Raw genomic sequence first — 19127 nt, 5'->3', positions numbered from 1 at the left:
AACCCATGCAAATCATCCTGCTCGACAAGGTTGTGAACCTCGGCAACCTGGGCGAAATCGTCAAGGTCAAGGACGGCTACGCCCGCAACTTCCTGATCCCCGCTGGCCGCGCCCGCCGCGCCACCGAAGCCGCCAAGGCAGAGTTCGAAGCCAAGCGCGCCGAACTCGAAAAGGCCGCAGCTGCCAAGCTGGCAGAAGCCCAGGCCCAAGGCGAGAAGCTGGCCGGCACCACCGTCAAGCTGACGCAAAAGGCTGGCGTGGACGGCCGTCTGTTTGGTTCCGTGACCAACCACGACATCGCCGAAGAGCTGAACAAGCAAGGCTACAAGGTGGCCAAGTCGCAAATCCGCCTGCCCAACGGCCCGATCAAGGTCGTGAGCGAAAGCACTGTCAGCGTGGCTCTGCACACCGATGTGGTGGTGGACGTCACCGTGTCGGTCTACGGCGAAACCGCCTGATCGTCACCCAGTGACCGTTGCAAAGGCCGCCTCCGGGCGGCTTTTGTCTTTGGGTCACCACTTTTTGTACATGGTTGCCCACGGGTAGTCCACGAGTTACCCACAGGCTTATCCCCGCATATGCCCCGCCAGTGCGGGAGCTGCATGCAGCCTTTGCCCGGAGAACCGTCATGTCAGCAGTCTTCCCCCCGCTCGAGGAGAGTGGCTTCGAGCCACCCGTGCCGCAGCCAGACCGCGAGGTGGCGCAGCTGCGTGTGCCGCCGCATTCCATCGAGGCCGAGTCCAGCGTGCTGGGCGGCCTGCTGCTGGACAACAACGCCTGGGACCGCGTGGGCGACCTGCTGGTGGAGAGCCACTTCTACCGCCACGAGCACCAGATGGTGTACGCGGCCATCGGTGCGCTGATCAATGCCAGCAAGCCAGCCGACGTCATCACCGTCTTCGAGCACCTGAAGAACCAGGGCAAGGCGCAGGACATGGGCGGCCTGGCCTATCTGAACAACCTGGCCCAGTACGTTCCGAGTGCCAGCAACATCCGCCGCTACGCAGAGATCGTTCGCGAGCGCGCCATTTTGCGCAAGCTGGTCACGGCCAGCGATGAGATATCGACCAACGCCTTCAACCCGCAGGGCAAGACGGTGGAGCGCATCCTGGACGAGGCCGAGGCCAAGATCTTCGCCATCGGCGAAGAAGGCTCACGCACCAAGCAGGGCTTCCAATCGCTCGACACCCTGGTGATCGACCTGCTCGACAAGGTGCAGGAGATGGCGGACAACCCGGTGGATGTGACCGGCATTCCCACCGGCTTTGCCGACCTGGACCGCATGACGTCCGGCCTGCAGGCGGGCGACATGATCGTGCTGGCAGCCCGCCCCTCGATGGGCAAGACCTCGTTCGCGGTGAACATCGCCGAACACGTGGCGCTCAACGAAGGCCTGCCCGTGGCCATCTTCTCGATGGAAATGGGCGCCGCGCAACTCGCGGTGCGTATCGTGGGTTCCATCGGCCGGGTGAACCAGGGGCATCTGCGCACCGGCCAGCTCACCGACGACGAATGGCCGCGCCTGACCGAGGCGATCGAGAAGCTGCGCACCGTGTCGCTGCACATCGACGAGACGCCGGGCCTCACGCCCGGCGAGCTGCGGGCCAACGCCCGGCGCCTGGCGCGCCAGTGCGGCAAGCTCGGGCTCATCGTGGTCGACTACCTGCAACTCATGAGCGGATCGGGTGCCGGCAGCTCCGACAACCGCGCCACCGAGCTGGGCGAAATCTCCCGGGGTCTCAAGATGCTGGCCAAGGAGCTGCAGTGCCCGGTGATCGCGCTGTCGCAGCTCAACCGCTCGGTCGAGCAGCGCACCGACAAGCGCCCCATGATGTCCGACCTGCGCGAATCCGGCGCCATCGAGCAGGATGCCGACATCATCATGTTCATCTACCGCGACGACTACTACAACAAGGACAGCAAGGAGCCCAACGTGGCCGAGGTCATCATCGGCAAGCAGCGTAACGGCCCCACCGGCACCGTGAAGCTGTTCTTCCAGAAGAACCAGACCCGCTTCGAGAACCTGGCCATGGGCAGCGGCGGTGATGATTATTGAACCCCCTGAGGCGCTTCGCGCCATCCCCCCAGGGGGACGCTCCCAGTGCGGCGGGGCGGCCCTTGCACGGGAGCGCTGGCGGGGCCGCGCCCACTTCACAGGTCGGAAATGAAAAGGCCCCTGCCATCGGCAGGGGCCTTTTCATTGTGGAGCAGTGCAGTTCGTCAGAGTACCTCGCTGGCGAAGTCTGCGAGGCGTGAGCGCTCACCGCGCGCCAGCGTGATGTGCCCGCTGTGCGGCCAGCCCTTGAAGCGGTCCACCGCATAGGTCAGGCCCGAGGAGCCTTCGGTCAGGTACGGCGTGTCGATCTGCGCCAGGTTGCCCATGCAGATGATCTTGGTGCCGGGGCCAGCGCGGGTGATCAGGGTCTTCATCTGCTTGGGCGTCAGGTTCTGCGCCTCGTCGATGATCACGTACTTGTTCAGGAAGGTGCGCCCGCGCATGAAGTTCATGCTCTTGATCTTGATGCGGCTGCGGATGAGCTCGTTGGTGGCGGCGCGTCCCCACTCGCCGGCATTGCCGCCGTCGCCCTTGGCCAAAAACTCCAGGTTGTCGTCCAGCGCACCCATCCAGGGGCCCATCTTTTCTTCTTCGGTGCCGGGCAGGAAGCCGATGTCCTCGCCCACGCTCACCGTGGCGCGGGTCATGATGATCTCGGTGTAGCGGCGGTCGTCCAGCACCTGCGTCAGGCCCGCGGCCAGGGCCAGCAGGGTCTTGCCGGTACCGGCCGTGCCGGTCAGGGTCACGAAGTCGATGTCGGGGTCCATGAGCAAGTTCATGGCGTAGTTCTGCTCGCGGTTGCGCGTGGTCACGCCCCACACCGCGTGCTTGGCCGAGCCGTAGTCCTTGAGGGTCTGCAGCACGGCCGTCTTTTCGCGGATCTCGCTCACGCGGGCGAACAGGCTGGGCTCGCCGGGGGCTTCGAAGTACACGAACTGGTTGATCATCAGCTGGGGCACGATGGGCCCGCCGATGCGGTAGTAGGTGTGCGCGCCGCTCTGCCAGCTCTCGACGTTCTTGCCGCTCTTGGCCCAGAAGTCGGGCGGCAGCGCCAGCACGCCGGCGTACAGCAGGTCACCGTCTTCCAGCGTCTTGTCGTTCTGGTAGTCCTCGGCGTTCAGGCCCAGCGCGCGCGCCTTGACGCGCATGTTGATGTCCTTGGACACCAGCACCACTTCGCGCGGTGCGTGCTCCTTGCGCAGGGCCTCGACCACGCCCAGGATCTGGTTGTCTGCCTTGCCTTGCGGCAGGCTGGTGGGCAGGCTGTAGTCCAGTGGTGCGGTCTGGAAGTACAGGCAGCCGCCGGCAGCGCGCTGCCCGGTGGAGTCGAGCTTCAGCCCACGCCCGATGTCGGCGCCCTGCACGCCGGCCAGTGCGTCCAGCGAGCGGCTGGTCTGGCGGCCGTTGCGGGCGACTTCGGTCATGCCCTTCTTGTGGCCGTCGAGCTCTTCCAGCACGATCATCGGCAGGAAGATGTCGTGCTCTTCGAAGCGGAACAGACTGGTGGGGTCGTGCAGCAGCACATTGGTGTCCAGCACGAACAGCTTGGTCGGGCCCTGGGGCTTGCTGCGCTTGCTGCGGCTGGCCGATGGTGCTGCTGCAGCCGCCGGGGCGGCCACGGCGGGGGCTGCTGCGCCGGCAGAAGCAGCCGTGGTGCGTGCAGGCGTCTTGCGGGCGGGGCTGCGGGCCTCCACCGCGGCGGTGGGCTCGGTGCGGCTGGTGCTACTGCTGCGCGTGCCGGTGCGCTCTGCCGTGGTGGCAGGCGTTGCGGGTGTGGCGCTGGACACGACCTGCAAGGAGGCTGTGCGTTCGGCAGCTGTCTTGCGGGTTGTGGTGCGTGCTGCCGGTGTCGCCACCTCGGGCGCCGAGCCGACTGCATCGGCTGCGTCTGCGGCGGTGGCCGTGGAGGCCGCTTTGCCGGGGCGGGCGGTCACATCGTAGGCTTCGGGGGCGAGGAGGGCGGCGCGCCGGCTGGGGGCTGGGGGCAGGGGCATGGTGACAGGGCCTCGGTCAGTGACGGTGGGAATATCGGAAACTCAGAAAGCAAAAAGCCGCCTGGAGACCAAGGCGGCTTTGCGTGAGGGGGTGATAGGCGTTGCGGGAACCAGGAGCATCAAACCATTATGCCTATTCCGGATGTCGGGCTTGGGCAAAACCGCAGAGCTGTGGCTTGGACGCGCTGTGTTCCCGTGCAATCTGCTGTCAGGCGGCTTTTTTCAGGGCCTTGATGGACTTCACGGCCTTGAGGACTTCGTCCACGTGGCCGGGGACCTTCAGGCCGCGCCATTCCTGGACCAGGATGCCATCCGGGCCGACGAGGAAGGTGCTGCGCTCGATGCCCTTGACCTTCTTGCCGTACATGATCTTGTTCTTGACCACGCCGAACATGTGGCACATCTTCTCTTCGGTGTCTGCGATGAGCTCGAAGGGCAGCTCCAGCTTTTCCTTGAAGTCGTCGTGCGACTTCATGTTGTCGCGCGACACGCCGAACACGGCGGCGCCGGCCTTCACGAAGTCCTTGTACTTGTCGCGGAACTGCATGGCTTCCGTGGTGCAGCCCGGCGTGTTGTCCTTGGGATAGAAGTAGAGCACCATGATCTGGCCAAGGTGGGTGGTATTGGAAACCTTGAGTCCACCGGTCGCGTTGGCTTCAAATTCGGGGAGGGGTTTGTTGACAACGATCGCCATATCACTTCAATCTCTCAGGATGTAGTCGTTGATAAGCCGGGGGAAGCGGGTGTGTTATTGCTCTTGTGAGTGCCCCCGACCGCAACCCGTGATTTTACTCCGAAATCGATTGCTAACCAAATGTAAGACTGTGTGTCCAACCCTTTCCCGCAAGGGGTGGGGCCGCCGGGCGCCCTGAAAGGCCGGCGTGTCGCGCGCCGATCTGGCGGGGCCAGTGTCAACTTTCCAGCAGCAGGGCGGCGACCACGTTGCGGCCTTCGCTTGCCAGGATGTTGTAGGTGCGGCAGGCGGCCGCGGTGTCCATGGTTTCCAGGCCCAGCCGGCGGGCGATCAGCGGCGCGAGCCACGCGGGGGGCGGAAAGCGGTTGCGCGTGCCGCTGCCAAAGATGACGAGTTCTGCGTCCAGACCGGCCAGCTGGGCGAAGTGCTCCGCCGTAAGGTCTTCGAAACGCGTGCAGGGCCAGGCTTGCCGCAGGCCGTTGGAGCCCAGGATGACGCTGTGGGTGATCTTCTCGGCGTCCACGCCGATCCAGCCGGGGCCGTATCCGCTGATGGTTTGGGCGTTCGAGCGGTCGGGCTGGAATTTCATGGGTGTCGGGTGGGGCCGTGGCGAGCGGCGGTGTGGCAGCGGGCCTTCCGGCGAAGGGGCCGGTGGTGCATCTGATCTGTGGTCAAATTATAGGTTCGCCAAGGTGCCCGCCGCTCTGGCCCGCCACCTGACCTTACTCCTCCACTGTCAGCGCATGAAAACCGTCCAGAAATCCGCCAAGCTCGCCAACGTCTGCTACGACATCCGGGGGCCCATCATGGACGCGGCCAAGCAGATGGAGGAAGACGGGCACAAGATCATCAAGCTCAACATCGGCAACCTGGCGGTGTTCGGTTTCGATGCGCCGGAAGAGATCCAGCTGGACATGATCCGCAACCTGCCCAACTCGGCAGGGTATTCGGACAGCAAGGGCATCTTTGCCGCGCGCAAGGCCGTGATGCACGAGACGCAAAAGCAGGGCATCAAGGGCGTGGCGCTTGACGACATCTACCTGGGCAACGGCGCCAGCGAACTCATCGTCATGGCCACCAACGCGCTGCTGGACAACGGCGACGAACTGCTGCTGCCCTCGCCCGACTACCCGCTGTGGACGGCTGCGGCCAGCCTGTCGGGCGGCACACCGGTGCACTACCTGTGCGACGAGGCCAACGGCTGGATGCCCGACCTGGCCGACATCCGCGCCAAGATCACGCCCCGCACGAAGGGCATCGTGGTCATCAACCCCAACAACCCCACCGGCGCGCTGTATTCGGACGACCTGCTCAAGGGCATCGTCGCCATCGCCCGCGAACACGGCCTCGTGATCTTTGCGGACGAGGTGTACGACAAGGTGCTGTACGACGGCACGAAGCACACGGCCATCGGCTCGCTGAGCCAGGACGTGCTCACGCTCACGTTCAACTCGCTGTCCAAGAGCTACCGCTCTTGCGGCTACCGCGCTGGCTGGCTGGTGGTGTCGGGCGACAAGAAGCCTGCTAAGGACTACATCGAGGGCCTGAACATGCTCTCGAACATGCGCCTGTGCGCCAACGTGCCCGGCCAGTGGGCCGTGCAGACGGCGCTGGGCGGCTACCAGAGCATCAACGAGCTGGTGGGCGAGGGCGGCCGCCTGCGCAAGCAGCGCGACTTGGCGTACGAGCTCATCACCGCCATCCCTGGCGTGACCTGCGTCAAGCCCCAGGCGGCGCTGTACATGTTCCCGCGCCTGGACCCGGCTGTGTACCCCATCGAGGACGACCAGCAGTTCTTTCTGGAGTTGCTGCAGGAAACCAAGGTCATGCTGGTGCAGGGCACCGGCTTCAACTGGGCGGCTCCCGACCACTTCCGCATCGTGTTCCTGCCCCACGAGGACGACCTGCGCGACGCCATCGGCCGGGTGGCGCGCTTCCTGGAGCAGTACCGCAAGCGCAAGCAGGCTGCTGCTGCTGCGGTAGCCTCAGCCGCGGCCTGAGTGGCGCGCCGCCGGGTGAAGAGGCTTTGATGCGCATACGCTTTGCCGGTGTTCGGGCAGGAGGCGTGCTGGCGTGTGCGCTGGCCCTGTCCGCACCCTGGCTGCCCGCACACGCCGCAGAACCCCCGACAGACGGTGTCAGCTTCCAGCACAAGGACTGGGCGCTGCAATGCGACAACACCCGCACCTGCCGTGCATCGGGCTACCAGTCGGAAGCCGGTGACTCCGAACCCGTCTCCATCCTCCTGACGCGAAAGGCGGGTCCCAACACTCCGGTGCAGATGGACCTGCAGGTCTATAGCGAAAAGATCGGGCTGGCAGCGCTGGAGCTGCGGGTGGGCAAACTCTCGCTGCGCGACCTGGAAGGTCATGACAATGCCCGCGTGCCGGCGGGCCAGGTGCCGCGTCTGCTGCAAGAGCTGCTGAAGAACGATCAAGCCACGGTCACGTCTGGCAAAGACCAGTGGACGCTGTCGCTGGCCGGTGCCAGCGCGGTGCTGCTCAAGATGGACGAGGCCCAGGGCCGTGTGGGAACGCCGGGTGCGCTGGCGCGGCGCGGCACCCAGGCCGAGTCGTCGGTGCTGCCCGCCGTGCCCGTGCCGGTGGTTACGGCCGTGCGCCCATTGCCCGAACGCAAGGGCGACGCTGCGCTGGCCAGGCCACTGCTGTCCGCCATCGACGCGAAGGAAGTGTCCGAGCGCTGCAATGGCGATGCGCCCAAGCCCGCCGACGTGCAGGTGTATCGCCTCACAGACCGCAAGGTCCTGCTGTCCATCCCCTGCGCCATGGGCGCCTACAATTTCGGTGCACTGAACTGGCTGGCCAACGACCGCCCGCCCTACCAGCCGCAGCAACTCGACGCCGAAGGCGAATTCGATGCGGCAGACGGCTCGATCCGCGCCTCCATGAAAGGACGCGGCATCGGTGACTGCTGGTCCCTGCAGGTATGGCACTTCGACGGCAAAGGCTTCGTGCTGACCGAGGAGTCCAGCGACAGCATGTGCCGCGGCTTTGCCGGCGGCGCCTGGCAACTGCCCGCCTACGTCACCAAGGTGGTCCTGCCCCCCACACCCGTTTCCAAGAAACCCTGATTTATGACCATGAAACCCATCCAAGTAGGCCTTCTGGGCATCGGCACCGTCGGCAGCGGCGTGTTCAACGTGCTCCAGCGCAACCAGGAAGAAATCCGCCGCCGCGCCGGCCGCGGCATCGAGATCACCATGGTGGCCGACCTCGACGTGGACCGTGCCCGGGCCGCGGTGGGTGACGGCATCGAGGTGGTCAACGACGCCCGCGCCATCATCGCCAACCCCGACATCGACATCGTCATCGAGCTCATCGGCGGCTACGGCATCGCCCGTGCGCTGGTGCTCGAGGCCATCGCCGCCGGCAAGCACGTGGTCACCGCCAACAAGGCGCTGCTGGCCGTGCACGGGACCGAGATCTTCGCGGCCGCATCGGCCAAGGGCGTGATGGTGGCCTTCGAGGCCGCCGTGGCCGGTGGCATCCCCATCATCAAGGCGCTGCGCGAAGGCCTGACCGCCAACCGCATCCAGTGGATCGCCGGCATCATCAACGGCACCACCAACTTCATTCTGTCGGAGATGCGCAGCAAGGGCCTGGACTTCGACGTGGTGCTGAAAGAAGCGCAGCGCCTGGGCTACGCCGAGGCCGACCCTACCTTCGACATCGAAGGCGTGGACGCCGCGCACAAGGTCACGCTGATGAGCGCGATCGCCTTCGGCATCCCGGTGCAGTTCGACAAGGCCTACGTCGAAGGCATCACCAAGCTGGGTGCTGCCGACATCAAGTACGCCGAGCAGCTGGGCTACCGCATCAAGCTCTTGGGCATCACCAAGCGCGTCGACAAGGGCGTGGAGCTGCGCGTGCACCCGAGCCTGGTGCCCTCCAAGCGGCTGATCGCCAACGTTGAAGGCGCGATGAACGCCGTGGTGGTGCAGGGCGATGCCGTGGGCACCACGCTGTACTACGGCAAGGGCGCGGGCAGCGAGCCCACTGCCAGCGCCGTGATCGCCGACCTGGTGGACATCGCCCGCCTGCACACGGCCGACCCCGAGCACCGCGTGCCGCACCTGGCCTTCCAGGCCCACACGCTGACCGACGCCATGGGCACGCTGCCGGTGCTGCCGATGAGCGAAGTGGTCACCAGCTACTACCTGCGCCTTCGCGTGGCCGACCAGGCCGGCGTGCTGGCCAAGGTCACCGGCCTGCTGGCCGAAGCCGGCGTGAGCATCGACGCGGTGCTGCAGCGCGAAGCCGACGAAGTGGGGGGCGAAGGCTCCACCCAGACCGACCTGATCATCCTGACGCACGACACCCGCGAAGGCACCATGGACGCCGTCATCGCCCAGATGCAGGCGCTGCCCACGGTGCTGGCGCCCATCACGCGCATCCGCAAGGAGGAACTGAACTGATGCTGTACATCTCCACCCGCGGCCATGCCGACCGCAAGCATTTCTGCGACATCCTGCTCGAAGGCCTGGCGCCCGACGGCGGCCTGTACCTGCCCGAGCAGTACCCCAAGATCAGTGGGGCCACGCTGACCAAGCTGCGCACGGCGTACCACGAGCAGGGCTACGCCGAACTGGCGTTCCAGATCCTGTCGCTGTACATCGACGACATCCCTGCCGCCGACCTGAAGGCCATCTGCGCCAAGACGTACACGGCCGAAGTGTTCGGCACCGGCGAGATCGTGCCCCTGCGCCACCTGGAAGACGGCCTGTGGCTCGAAGCCCTGTCCAACGGCCCCACGCTGGCCTTCAAGGACATGGCCATGCAGCTGCTGGGCAACCTGTTCGAGTATGAACTCAAGCGTCGCGGCGAAGAGCTGAACATTCTGGGCGCCACCAGCGGCGACACCGGCAGCGCGGCCGAATACGCCATGCGCGGCAAAGAGGGCGTGCGCGTCTTCATGACCTCGCCCCATGGCCGCATGAGCGCCTTCCAGCAGGCACAGATGTTCAGCCTGCAGGACGAGAACATCCACAACATCGCCATCGAAGGCGTGTTCGACGACTGCCAGGACATCGTCAAGGCCGTGAGCAATGACCTCGACTTCAAGCGCAAGTACAAGATCGGCACCGTCAACTCCATCAACTGGGCGCGCCTCTTGGCGCAGGTGGTGTACTACTTCGCGGGCTACATCCAGGCCACCGAGACCAACGACCAGAAGGTCAGCTTCACCGTGCCGTCGGGCAACTTCGGCAACGTCTGCGCGGGCCATGTGGCGCGCCAGATGGGCCTGCCGATCGCCAAGCTGGTGGTGGCCACCAACGAGAACGACGTGCTCGACGAGTTCTTTCGCACGGGCTCGTACCGCGTGCGCGCGGCGGCCGACACACACGAGACGTCGAGCCCCTCGATGGACATCAGCAAGGCCAGCAACTTCGAGCGGTTCATCTTCGACCTGCTGGGCCGCAACGGCCAGCGCACCAAGGCCCTATTCAGCGCTGCGCTGCAGACCTATGGCCGGTTCGATTTGAGCGCCGATCCGCTGTTCGCCGATGCGGCGGGCAAGTACGGCTTTGAAAGCGGCAAGAGCACCCACGCCGACCGCCTGGCCACCATCCGCGACACCCACCAGCGCCATGGCGTGACCATCGACACCCACACCGCCGACGGCGTGAAGGTGGCGCGTGAGCACCGTGGCGACGCGTCGGTGCCGATGATCGTGCTGGAGACCGCGCTCCCCATCAAGTTCGCCGAGACCATCGAAGAAGCCCTGGGACACGCGCCCGAGCGGCCCGAGAAGTTCGCGGGCATCGAAGACCTGCCCAAGCGCGTGCAGGTGATGCCCGCCGATGTGGACCAGGTCAAGGCGTACATCCAGCGGGTGTGCGATGACGCCTGAGTGAGCAGTCCAGCGCAGCGGGGCAGGGTCCCGGTGCTGGCGTGCATTGGCCGTGGCACCGCAGGCGGATTCAGCGGATCGGCAGGGCCCGGCGCCGCGCTGGCGCCGCCAAGCAGCCGTCGCGGCCCTCGCGGCACCGCTGCCTGGCCGCCACCGCGCGGCTTGACGGCCCCGAGAGCAGCGCTGCAGAGCGTTATTGAGCATAAAAATGGCCGCTACCGCTTGATAGGCATGCGTAAGCAGCTATTGAAAATGTAGCGACCGCAAGGAGCGATGGATGAAGGTGATCGGTTTTGCAGGCTTCTCCGGCAGTGGCAAGACCACGCTGGTCGAGCAACTCATCCCCGAGCTGCGCTTGCGCGGGCTGCGGGTGTCGGTGGTCAAGCACGCGCACCACAGCTTCGACGTGGACCACCCCGGCAAGGACACCTACCGCCACCGCGAGGCCGGTGCGTTCGAAGTGGTGGCGGCGTCCGACAAGCGCCTGATGCTGGTGCGCGAGTTCGAGCGCCCTGCCACGCTCTCGGTGCACCACCTGATCGCCGAGCTGTACGCGGGCGTGGACTGGGTGCTGGTGGAAGGCTTCAAGGACAGCGACCTGCTCAAGATCGAAGTCTGGCGCGCGCCCGAAGCCGGCCAGACGGCCAAGCCCGTGCGCTACCCCGAGGACGACTTCGTGGTGGCTGTCGCCACCGACGCGCCCGGTGCGCTCACGGTGCCCACGCAACTGCCCCTGCTCGACCTCAACGCCCCGTCCGCGGTGGTGGACTGGCTGGTGCAGAACGAACAGCGGTTCGAGTACAACGAAGAGCTCTACGGGGCGGGGATGTAGTCCCATTCAAGCGACGGGAATCACCACCACCATGAACCGCCCCCTCAAATCCCTGGACGACGCGCTGGCCGAGCTGCTGGCGCACGCCGTGCCGCCGACAGCCACGCAGGCGGTCTCCACCTTCGACGCCGACGGCCGCGTGCTGGCGCAGGACTGCGTCTCGGCGCTGCACGTGCCCCCGCAGGACAACAGCTCCATGGACGGCTACGCGGTGCGCCGGGCCGACGTGCCCGCGGCGGGCACGGTGCTGCCGGTCTCGCAGCGCATTGCCGCGGGCAGCGCGGGCGAGCCGCTGCAAAGCGGCACGGCAGCGCGCATCTTCACCGGCGCGCCGGTGCCCGAGGGCGCCGACGCCATCCTGATGCAGGAAGACTGCGAAGCCCTGCCGGACCAGGGCAGCGTGCGCATCAACGCCGTGCCCCAGCCCGGCCTGTGGATCCGGCGCGCCGGCGAAGACATCACCCGCGGTGCCGTGGTGCTGGCGCGGGGTACGCGCCTGTCGCCCGCCGAGCTGGGCCTGGCGGCGAGCATCGGCCTGCACGTGCTGCAGGTCGCACGCCGGCCGCGCGTGGCGCTGTTTTCCACCGGCGACGAACTGGTGATGCCCGGCGAGGTGCCGCCCGAGCAGATGCGCCCCGGCGCCATCTACAACAGCAACCGGTTCTTTCTGCGCGCCATGCTGCAGCGCCTGGGCTGCGAGGTGACCGACCTGGGCATCGTCCCGGACCGGCGCGACGCGACGGTACAGGCGCTGCGCAGCGCCAGCGCAGACCACGACCTCATCCTCACCAGCGGCGGGGTGTCGGTGGGCGAAGAAGACCACATCAAGCCCGCTGTCGAGTCGCTGGGCCGCCTTGACCTGTGGCAGATCGCCATGAAGCCCGGCAAGCCGTTCGCCTACGGCCAGATCCCGCGGGCAGAGGGCGCTGCGCACTTCATGGGCCTGCCCGGCAACCCCGTATCGAGCTTTCTGACCTTTGCACTGCTGGTGCGGCCGTTCGTGCTGCGCCTGCAGGGCGTGCAGGACGTTGCCCCCAGGTCCATCGCTGCCCGCGCCGATTTCAACTGGCCCAAAGCCGACAAACGCCGCGAATTCCTGCGCGTGCGGCACAACGCAGCCGGCGGGCTCGACCTGTTCGCCAACCAGAGCTCGGGCGTGCTCACCTCGGCCGCTTGGGGCCATGGCGTGGTGGACAACCCGGCGGGCCAGACGATTGCCGCTGGCGATACGGTGCGGTTCATCGCTTTCTCGGAGCTTCTGGGATGAAGAAGATCTCTGTGCGTTACTTCGCCTCCATCCGCGAGGCCATTGGGCACGGCAGCGAGGCGGTCGAGACCTCTGCCGCCACGCTGGGTGCCCTGCGCGACGAACTGATTGCACGCGGCGGGGCCCACGCCAGCAGCCTGGCGCGCGGCCGGGCCGTGCGCATGGCGCTCGATCAGACCTTGAGCGATGAATCCGCCATCCTGGCCGATGGCGCCGAGGTGGCGTTCTTTCCGCCGGTGACGGGCGGTTAGCCGGGCGCACTTTCTCGCGCGCGGCCAGTCACCTCAAAGCGCCTGCAAACGATCTTGCAGCGCCTTCGAGGCCGGCATCATCGGCGCGCGCAGTTCGCTGCGCATCCACCCCGCATGCGCCAGCATCGCCTTGAGCGGGGCCGGGTTGGGCTCGGCAAAACATGCCTCCACCCAGGGTTGCAAGGCTTGCCACATCGGGCGGGCTGCGGGCAGGTCGCCTGAGCGCAGCAAAGCCGTCAACTCCACAAACTGGGGTGTCTGCCAGTGCGCGCTGGCCGAGATGGCGCCGGCGCCGCCCAGGGCCAGCGTATGGAAGATCTGCGCGTCTTCGCCCGTCAGCAACTGCAGCCGGCCATCGGCGATCAGGGCCTGCGTCTTGGCGGGGCTGCCACCGCAGTCCTTGATGCCCTGGATGCGCGGATGCGCCGCCAGCGCCAGCAGCGTCTCGGTGCTGATCGTGGCACCCGTGCGGTAGGGAATGTCATAGATCAGCACGGGCACCGCGCTGGCGTCGGCCAGCGTGCGGAACCAGTGCAGCAGGCCTTCCTGCGAGGGGCGGATGTAGTGGGGGGCGGACACCAGCAGGCCCGCCACCGGGTAGTGCGCCAGCGCACGCACCTGCTCCAGCATCTGGCCCTGGTGGTAGCCCGACAGGCCCATCACCACGGGCAACCCCTGGGCGGCGCCCAGCACGGTCTCCAGCACCTGCAATTGCTCGGCCTTGTCGAGGGCCGCCGCCTCGCCGGTCGAGCCGCAGGCCACGAAGCCCGCAACACCGTCGGCACATAGTCGGGTGGTGAGGGCGGCCAGGGCCGGATGGTCCACGGCACCGTCCTTGAACGGCGTGACCAGGGCGATCCACAGCCCGCTGAAGATGGTGCGGGTGGGCGCAGGGAGTGTGACCTCGGGTGTAGTGGTGAGGGCAGCGGAAGAAGGTGTCGTCAGTGTGGGCATGCGCAGGGTTCTTTCAGGGTTCGACCAAGGGAAGAACCGTCCGAAAAAGAACGCGCGGAATGCCGGGGAGGGAAGAAAAAGAAAGCGGGATTTCTCTACCAGGTGGTTCCGTCGCTCATCCGGACGGAACCACAGCTCCGGTCAGATGAGCTCTGGTTTTTTGGCTTTGACCACGCACTGCAAGGCCACCGCGGGAGCGGTGATCAGGGCACAAGTGCGGTGCGTGGGCATGGGGCGCAGTATAGCGACGCGCCTGCAAAAAGCTGTCTGATGGACGCCACGGCAGGCAGCGGGCTGATGAAGGCCAGCGCGGCGCCTTGGGGTGTTCGTCGCGGCTTGCTGTAGCGAGCGCAGCAGGCCTCAGGGCCCCCCGCTTGCTGCGGGTGCCTCGGCTGGGTTCGATGGATCCTCGGCAGGCGGCGGTGGCAGCAGCTCCGGGCAGGGCCAGTTCAGCATCTCGGCCAGGCGCGTGACGATCCACGTCGCCTCGGCCACCGACACGCCCGATTCGGCGCTGCACAGCCCGGCGTGGATGCGCCGCAAGATCTCGGCCTCCGACGGCGCCTGCACGTGGTACAGCGTCTGCGCATGCTCCACCAGGTGGCCCGCCAGGTCCTCGCACAGCTCGTAGCGGGTGCGCACCACGGCGGGCTTCTCCGTCAGCCGGTTGCGGGTGTCGCTGTACACGGCCATGAAGGAGGGCGGGACGTGGATCTGGTTGTCGTCATCCATGGGCGTCTCGCTCAATCGGGCGTGAACAGGCGCTCGAACCGGGCCTGGTCGGCAGGCAGCTCGAAGCTCACCACCTGGCCCATCTTCATGTCCGACAGCCGGCACGCCGCGAACAGCGTGGTCTTGCCCGCCAGGTCCATCACATCGAGGTCGATGATGGCGTAAGGGTAGGGCACGAAGACCTGGTGTTCGAACACGTCCTTGTGCGCATTGCGCGGCGAAGGGTAGAGCTTGTAGAGGTCGGTGGTGATGGTTTGCGTGGCCATGGAGGTGGGGAAGCGCCCTGCGAGCGGGCACTGGGGGTAAAGTGCGGGCCCATCGTACAGACAATCACACATCCTCCATGGCAAAACCCAAAAGTGAATGGCCCGGCAAAGTCCTGGCGCTGGTGCAGGGCGGCAACATCGACGCCGCCATCGCCCAGATCAAGGTGGCCCCGACCGTGGGCGACGTGACGCGCCTGCAGGCGCTGCTGGCCCAGCTGCCGCCAAAGCCGGCGCTCGCGCAGTTGAACAAAGTGGTCGAAGAAGAGCTCGCCCTGCTGGCCGCGCCCCGGCTGCACCGCTCGCCATGACCACGCCGCGCGACTTGCCCCCGGGTGCCGTCACCATGGCGTCGCCCCGCGTTTCCATCCAGACGCAGGACTTCGACCTGTCCACCGAAATCGCCGCGCTGCGCAGCCACAACAAGGGCGTGGGGGCCGTCTGCAGTTTCATCGGCACGGTGCGCGATCGCAATGAAGGCGATGCCGTGTCGTCCATGGAGCTGGAGCACTACCCCGGCATGACCGAAAAATCCATCGAGGCCATGGTGGACGAGGCGCTTCGCCGCTTCGACATCTTCGGCGCCCGCATCATCCACCGCGTGGGGCTGCTGCAGCCGCTCGACCAGATCGTGCTGGTGGCCGTGACCAGCGCGCACCGCGGCCAGAGCTTTCAGGCCTGCGAATTCCTGATGGACTACCTCAAGACCCAGGCGCCGTTCTGGAAGAAGGAAGAAACCCCGCAGGGCGCCCGCTGGGTGGATGCGCGGGTGAGCGACGACGCGGCGCTGGCACGCTGGGGCATCACGGCGCCCAACGCATAGGGCTGCCCGGCGCTACCCCAGGCCGCCTTCCGGCCGCCTTCCGGCCGCAGTGCACGTGGCGCATGGGTGCAAGCAGGGTATTTCAGGTCAAAAATGCCTCTGCCGCGCTTGTGATAAGCGCTGGAAGCTATTAAAAATATAGCAACGGGATGCGGTGCACTCAGGAGATTTTGCTGATCCACGTCATCCCCGGGCGAGGTGACTGTCTTGAAATCGGGCATTTCCCGCCCCAATTGGTCTGCAATTCGGAGGACATTCACCCATGCGTCTCGACAAATTCACCACCAAGTTTCAAGAAGCCCTGAGCGACGCCCAGACCCTGGCCCTGGGCAGTGACCACGCCTACATCGAGCCCGTCCACGTCATCGTGGCCATGCTGCGCCAGGACGACGGCCCGCGGGCGCTGCTGCAGCGCGCTGGCGTCAATGTGCAAGGTTTGCTGGCCGCGGCAGAGTCCGCTGTGCAGCGCCTGCCCCAGGTGCAGGGCAACGACCAGGTGCAGGGCGGCCCGGAGCTCGGCCGCGTGCTGCAGGCCACCGAGAAGGAAGCCATCAAGCGCGGCGACCAGTTCATCGCGAGCGAGCTGTTCCTGCTGGCCGTGATCGACAGCAAGGGCGAGGCGGCGCGCATCGCCAAGGAAAACGGCCTGACCCGCAAGAGCCTGGAGACCGCCATCGACGCGGTGCGCGGCGGCCAGAAGATGGACAGCGCCGAGGCCGAGGGCCAGCGCGGCGCCCTGGCCAAGTACTGCATGGACCTGACCGAGCGCGCCCGCATCGGCAAGCTGGACCCCGTGATCGGCCGTGACGACGAGATCCGCCGCGCCATCCAGGTGCTGCAGCGCCGCACCAAGAACAACCCCGTGCTCATCGGCGAGCCCGGCGTGGGCAAGACCGCCATCGTCGAAGGCCTGGCCCAGCGCATCGTGGCCGGCGAGGTGCCCGAATCGCTCAAGGGCAAGCGCGTGCTCAGCCTGGACATGGCCGCCCTCTTGGCCGGTGCCAAGTACCGCGGCGAGTTCGAAGAGCGCCTCAAGGCCGTGCTCAACGAGCTGGCCAAGGACGAGGGCCAGACCATCGTCTTCATCGACGAACTGCACACCATGGTGGGCGCCGGCAAGGGCGAGGGAGCGATGGACGCGGGCAACATGCTCAAGCCGGCGCTGGCGCGCGGCGAGCTGCACTGCGTGGGTGCCACCACGCTCGACGAATACCGCAAGTACATCGAGAAGGACGCTGCGCTGGAGCGCCGGTTCCAGAAGATCCTGGTGGGCGAGCCGACGGTGGAGGCCACCATCGCCATCCTGCGCGGCCTGCAGGAAAAATACGAGGTGCACCATGGCGTGGACATCACCGACCCGGCCATCGTGGCCGCGGCCGAGCTGAGCCACCGCTACATCACCGACCGCTTTTTGCCCGACAAGGCCATCGACCTGATCGACGAGGCTGCCTCCAAGATCAAGATCGAGATGGACTCCAAGCCCGAGGTCATGGACCGCCTGGACCGCCGCCTGATCCAGCTGCAGATCGAGCGCGAGGCCGTGCGCCGCGAGAAGGACGAGTCGTCGCTCAAGCGCTTTGGGCTGATCGAGGAAGAGATCGCCAAGTTGCAAAAGGAGATCGCCGACTACGACGAGATCTGGCAGGCCGAAAAGGCCCAGGCCCAGGGCAGCGCGCACGTGCGCGAAGCCATCGACAAGCTCAAGTTCCAGATCGAGGAGTTCACCCGCAAGGGCGACTTCAACAAGGTGGCCGAGCTGCAGTACGGCAAGCTGCCGGACCTGGAGCGCCAGCTGAAAGAAGCGCAGGCGCAAGAGGATGGCAAGGACGGTGCTCCTGCCCCGCGCCGCCTGCTGCGCACGCAGGTGGGCGCCGAAGAGATCGCCGAAGTGGTGAGCCGCGCCACGGGCATTCCCGTGTCCAAGATGCTGCAGGGCGAAAAGGACAAGCTCCTGCAGATGGAAGACAAGCTGCACGAGCGCGTGGTCGGCCAGGAAGAGGCGATTGCCGCCGTGGCCAACGCCATCCGCCGCTCGCGCTCGGGCTTGTCGGACCCGAACCGGCCCACGGGCTCGTTCCTGTTCCTGGGCCCCACAGGCGTGGGCAAGACCGAGCTGTGCAAGGCGCTGGCGGGCTTCTTGTTCGACAGCGAAGACCACCTGATTCGCATCGACATGAGCGAGTTCATGGAGAAGCATTCGGTGGCCCGCCTGATCGGCGCGCCGCCCGGCTACGTGGGCTACGAGGAGGGCGGCTACCTGACCGAAGCCGTGCGCCGCAAGCCCTACAGCGTGCTGCTGCTCGACGAGGTGGAAAAGGCCCACCCCGATGTGTTCAACGTGCTGCTGCAGGTACTGGACGATGGCCGCCTGACGGATGGGCAGGGCCGTACCGTGGACTTCAAGAACACGGTGATCGTGATGACGAGCAACATCGGCTCGCACCTGATCCAGGCCATGGTGGGGCAGGACGCCGAGGACATCAAGGAAGCGGTGTGGGGCGAGCTCAAGAACCACTTCCGCCCCGAGTTCCTGAACCGCATCGACGAGACCGTGGTGTTCCATGGCCTGGACGCGCAGCACATCGCCGCCATCGCCAAGATCCAGCTGCAGCAGCTGCAATCCCGGCTGGCCAAGATGGATTTGGACTTGCAGGTGTCGGACGCAGCCTTGGCAGAATTGGCCAAGGTGGGGTTCGACCCGGTGTTCGGTGCGCGGCCGCTCAAGCGGGCGATCCAGCAGCGGCTGGAGAACCCGCTGTCCAAGCTGCTGCTGGAAGGTCGCTTCCCGCCCAAGAGCGTGATCCCGGTCACGGTGAACCCGGTGCTGGAGCCCGGTGTCTTTCAGTTCGGCGCCGCAGCGCAGGGCTGACACGCTGATGTGTTGAACGCGCACGCCGCCCGGGGCTCTCACGAGGCCCGGGCGGCGTTGGCGCAGTTGTGAAGGAGAGGTGTCGTTTGAACGAATTTGTTGCAGGGGTTTTGCGTTTTGTGGTGCGCCTGGTGTTGGTGGCGCTGGGCCTGGTGCTGTTCTTGAGCCTGCTCGCGGGTGTCATGGTGCTGGCGCTGGTCTGGGCATTGCGCGCAGGCTGGGCCCGGCTCACCGGCAGGCCCGTCACCCCCTGGGTCATGCGCATGGACCCGCGCACCGGCTTCAGCACCGCGTTCCGCTCCACCCAGCGCTGGTCGTCGGGGGCGCCGGCCGGCCCGCAGCATGCGTCGGAGCACGGCGATGGTGTGGACGACCCAGCAGCATCGCGTCGGGGCGGCATCCTGCCCGGTGCGGCCCAGGTGACCGATGTGGAGGCGCGGGAGTTGCGCTGATCGGTGCTTTGGGGCACTGGCGCGCTGGCAACTTGGGCTGGCAGCGGTCGTGGCGACCGCGGCGCAGGA

General features: G+C 66.5%; 19 protein-coding genes. 13 read left to right on the top strand and 6 right to left on the bottom strand.

What is annotated here, in order from left to right; translation table 11 throughout:
- The first annotated feature begins 5 nt into the window (after window positions 1–5).
- Window positions 6–458: a 50S ribosomal protein L9 gene (rplI, locus tag ACSQ3D_RS00350; protein WP_056420937.1), complete on the top strand. Its 453-nt coding sequence runs from the start codon at window positions 6–8 to the stop codon at window positions 456–458.
- 170 nt (window positions 459–628) lie between these two features.
- Window positions 629–2056: a replicative DNA helicase gene (gene dnaB, locus ACSQ3D_RS00345; RefSeq protein WP_056420940.1), complete on the top strand. Its 1428-nt coding sequence runs from the start codon at window positions 629–631 to the stop codon at window positions 2054–2056.
- A gap of 164 nt (window positions 2057–2220) precedes the next feature.
- Here dnaB and ACSQ3D_RS00340 read toward each other — a convergent pair whose 3' ends face one another.
- From ACSQ3D_RS00340 to ACSQ3D_RS00330, 3 genes are all read right to left on the bottom strand, one after another.
- Entirely contained in the window at window positions 2221–4050 is a 1830-nt protein-coding gene (locus tag ACSQ3D_RS00340; RefSeq protein WP_436125547.1) for a PhoH family protein, read from the bottom strand.
- A 208-nt stretch (window positions 4051–4258) separates the two neighbouring features.
- Window positions 4259–4744: a peroxiredoxin gene (locus ACSQ3D_RS00335; RefSeq protein ID WP_056162260.1), complete on the bottom strand. Its 486-nt coding sequence runs from the start codon at window positions 4742–4744 to the stop codon at window positions 4259–4261.
- A 217-nt stretch (window positions 4745–4961) separates the two neighbouring features.
- Complete coding sequence (locus ACSQ3D_RS00330) at window positions 4962–5333, bottom strand: Mth938-like domain-containing protein (protein WP_056420944.1); 372 nt, start codon at window positions 5331–5333, stop codon at window positions 4962–4964.
- 154 nt (window positions 5334–5487) lie between these two features.
- Between ACSQ3D_RS00330 and ACSQ3D_RS00325 the strand changes: the two genes are divergently transcribed.
- The 7 genes from ACSQ3D_RS00325 to moaD all read left to right on the top strand — a co-directional run bounded on the left by ACSQ3D_RS00325 (window position 5488) and on the right by moaD (window position 12965).
- Entirely contained in the window at window positions 5488–6744 is a 1257-nt protein-coding gene (locus tag ACSQ3D_RS00325; RefSeq protein WP_436125546.1) for a pyridoxal phosphate-dependent aminotransferase, read from the top strand.
- A gap of 29 nt (window positions 6745–6773) precedes the next feature.
- Window positions 6774–7835, top strand: a complete 1062-nt coding sequence (locus ACSQ3D_RS00320; protein ID WP_436125545.1) for a DUF1176 domain-containing protein — start codon at window positions 6774–6776, stop codon at window positions 7833–7835.
- A 9-nt stretch (window positions 7836–7844) separates the two neighbouring features.
- The gene (locus tag ACSQ3D_RS00315) at window positions 7845–9179 is read left to right on the top strand and encodes a homoserine dehydrogenase (protein ID WP_436126157.1); all 1335 of its coding nucleotides are present in this window, start codon (window positions 7845–7847) and stop codon (window positions 9177–9179) included.
- Window positions 9179–10615, top strand: coding sequence for a threonine synthase (gene thrC / locus ACSQ3D_RS00310; RefSeq protein WP_436125544.1), 1437 nt, complete (start codon window positions 9179–9181; stop codon window positions 10613–10615). Before ACSQ3D_RS00315 ends, thrC begins: the two co-directional genes overlap by 1 nt.
- A gap of 277 nt (window positions 10616–10892) precedes the next feature.
- Window positions 10893–11447: a molybdopterin-guanine dinucleotide biosynthesis protein B gene (mobB, locus tag ACSQ3D_RS00305; protein ID WP_056420958.1), complete on the top strand. Its 555-nt coding sequence runs from the start codon at window positions 10893–10895 to the stop codon at window positions 11445–11447.
- Window positions 11448–11478: 31 nt separating this feature from the next.
- Window positions 11479–12714, top strand: a complete 1236-nt coding sequence (locus ACSQ3D_RS00300; protein ID WP_436125543.1) for a molybdopterin molybdotransferase MoeA — start codon at window positions 11479–11481, stop codon at window positions 12712–12714.
- Window positions 12711–12965, top strand: coding sequence for a molybdopterin converting factor subunit 1 (gene moaD, locus ACSQ3D_RS00295; RefSeq protein ID WP_056420962.1), 255 nt, complete (start codon window positions 12711–12713; stop codon window positions 12963–12965). The genes ACSQ3D_RS00300 and moaD overlap by 4 nt, the downstream gene beginning before the upstream one ends.
- Before the next feature lie 33 nt (window positions 12966–12998).
- Here the strand turns inward: moaD and dapA are convergent, their stop codons facing one another.
- From dapA to ACSQ3D_RS00280, 3 genes are all read right to left on the bottom strand, one after another.
- The gene (gene dapA, locus ACSQ3D_RS00290) at window positions 12999–13919 is read right to left on the bottom strand and encodes a 4-hydroxy-tetrahydrodipicolinate synthase (RefSeq protein WP_436125542.1); all 921 of its coding nucleotides are present in this window, start codon (window positions 13917–13919) and stop codon (window positions 12999–13001) included.
- Window positions 13920–14279: 360 nt separating this feature from the next.
- On the bottom strand, window positions 14280–14651 hold the full coding sequence (locus tag ACSQ3D_RS00285) for a hypothetical protein (RefSeq protein ID WP_436125541.1): 372 nt from the start codon (window positions 14649–14651) through the stop codon (window positions 14280–14282).
- 11 nt (window positions 14652–14662) lie between these two features.
- Entirely contained in the window at window positions 14663–14917 is a 255-nt protein-coding gene (locus ACSQ3D_RS00280; RefSeq protein WP_056162292.1) for a hypothetical protein, read from the bottom strand.
- Window positions 14918–14994: 77 nt separating this feature from the next.
- Here ACSQ3D_RS00280 and ACSQ3D_RS00275 point away from each other — a divergent pair, with 77 nt between their 5' ends.
- The 4 genes from ACSQ3D_RS00275 to ACSQ3D_RS00260 all read left to right on the top strand — a co-directional run bounded on the left by ACSQ3D_RS00275 (window position 14995) and on the right by ACSQ3D_RS00260 (window position 19058).
- Window positions 14995–15225 carry a hypothetical protein gene (locus ACSQ3D_RS00275; RefSeq protein ID WP_056420965.1) on the top strand — a complete coding sequence of 77 codons (231 nt, stop codon included), beginning with the start codon at window positions 14995–14997 and terminating at the stop codon, window positions 15223–15225.
- A gap of 35 nt (window positions 15226–15260) precedes the next feature.
- Window positions 15261–15737: a molybdenum cofactor biosynthesis protein MoaE gene (locus ACSQ3D_RS00270; RefSeq protein WP_436126156.1), complete on the top strand. Its 477-nt coding sequence runs from the start codon at window positions 15261–15263 to the stop codon at window positions 15735–15737.
- 262 nt (window positions 15738–15999) lie between these two features.
- Window positions 16000–18606, top strand: coding sequence for an ATP-dependent chaperone ClpB (clpB, locus tag ACSQ3D_RS00265; RefSeq protein ID WP_056420967.1), 2607 nt, complete (start codon window positions 16000–16002; stop codon window positions 18604–18606).
- Window positions 18607–18692: 86 nt separating this feature from the next.
- Window positions 18693–19058 carry a hypothetical protein gene (locus ACSQ3D_RS00260; protein WP_436125540.1) on the top strand — a complete coding sequence of 122 codons (366 nt, stop codon included), beginning with the start codon at window positions 18693–18695 and terminating at the stop codon, window positions 19056–19058.
- The last annotated feature ends 69 nt before the right edge of the window (window positions 19059–19127 follow it).

It is taken from the genome of Acidovorax sp. LjRoot117, from assembly GCF_964252695.1.
In the GTDB taxonomy this organism is placed as follows: Bacteria; Pseudomonadota; Gammaproteobacteria; order Burkholderiales; family Burkholderiaceae_C; genus Acidovorax.
Note: the sequence above shows the minus strand (reverse complement) of the source record. Positions and strands in the feature narration are given on the sequence as shown.

What these genes read in the sequence shown, in the direction of transcription:
- mobB (WP_056420958.1), top strand. Translation starts at nt 10,893, where the DNA reads ATGAAGGTGATCGGTTTTGCAGGCTTCTCCGGCAGTGGCAAGACCACG.
- ACSQ3D_RS00335 (WP_056162260.1), bottom strand. Translation starts at nt 4,744, where the DNA reads ATGGCGATCGTTGTCAACAAACCCCTCCCCGAATTTGAAGCCAACGCG.
- ACSQ3D_RS00315 (WP_436126157.1), top strand. Translation starts at nt 7,845, where the DNA reads ATGAAACCCATCCAAGTAGGCCTTCTGGGCATCGGCACCGTCGGCAGC.
- ACSQ3D_RS00325 (WP_436125546.1), top strand. Translation starts at nt 5,488, where the DNA reads ATGAAAACCGTCCAGAAATCCGCCAAGCTCGCCAACGTCTGCTACGAC.
- clpB (WP_056420967.1), top strand. Translation starts at nt 16,000, where the DNA reads ATGCGTCTCGACAAATTCACCACCAAGTTTCAAGAAGCCCTGAGCGAC.
- ACSQ3D_RS00275 (WP_056420965.1), top strand. Translation starts at nt 14,995, where the DNA reads ATGGCAAAACCCAAAAGTGAATGGCCCGGCAAAGTCCTGGCGCTGGTG.
- ACSQ3D_RS00320 (WP_436125545.1), top strand. Translation starts at nt 6,774, where the DNA reads ATGCGCATACGCTTTGCCGGTGTTCGGGCAGGAGGCGTGCTGGCGTGT.
- ACSQ3D_RS00340 (WP_436125547.1), bottom strand. Translation starts at nt 4,050, where the DNA reads ATGCCCCTGCCCCCAGCCCCCAGCCGGCGCGCCGCCCTCCTCGCCCCC.
- ACSQ3D_RS00280 (WP_056162292.1), bottom strand. Translation starts at nt 14,917, where the DNA reads ATGGCCACGCAAACCATCACCACCGACCTCTACAAGCTCTACCCTTCG.
- ACSQ3D_RS00270 (WP_436126156.1), top strand. Translation starts at nt 15,261, where the DNA reads ATGGCGTCGCCCCGCGTTTCCATCCAGACGCAGGACTTCGACCTGTCC.
- rplI (WP_056420937.1), top strand. Translation starts at nt 6, where the DNA reads ATGCAAATCATCCTGCTCGACAAGGTTGTGAACCTCGGCAACCTGGGC.
- dapA (WP_436125542.1), bottom strand. Translation starts at nt 13,919, where the DNA reads ATGCCCACACTGACGACACCTTCTTCCGCTGCCCTCACCACTACACCC.
- ACSQ3D_RS00300 (WP_436125543.1), top strand. Translation starts at nt 11,479, where the DNA reads ATGAACCGCCCCCTCAAATCCCTGGACGACGCGCTGGCCGAGCTGCTG.
- ACSQ3D_RS00330 (WP_056420944.1), bottom strand. Translation starts at nt 5,333, where the DNA reads ATGAAATTCCAGCCCGACCGCTCGAACGCCCAAACCATCAGCGGATAC.
- thrC (WP_436125544.1), top strand. Translation starts at nt 9,179, where the DNA reads ATGCTGTACATCTCCACCCGCGGCCATGCCGACCGCAAGCATTTCTGC.
- moaD (WP_056420962.1), top strand. Translation starts at nt 12,711, where the DNA reads ATGAAGAAGATCTCTGTGCGTTACTTCGCCTCCATCCGCGAGGCCATT.
- ACSQ3D_RS00285 (WP_436125541.1), bottom strand. Translation starts at nt 14,651, where the DNA reads ATGGATGACGACAACCAGATCCACGTCCCGCCCTCCTTCATGGCCGTG.
- dnaB (WP_056420940.1), top strand. Translation starts at nt 629, where the DNA reads ATGTCAGCAGTCTTCCCCCCGCTCGAGGAGAGTGGCTTCGAGCCACCC.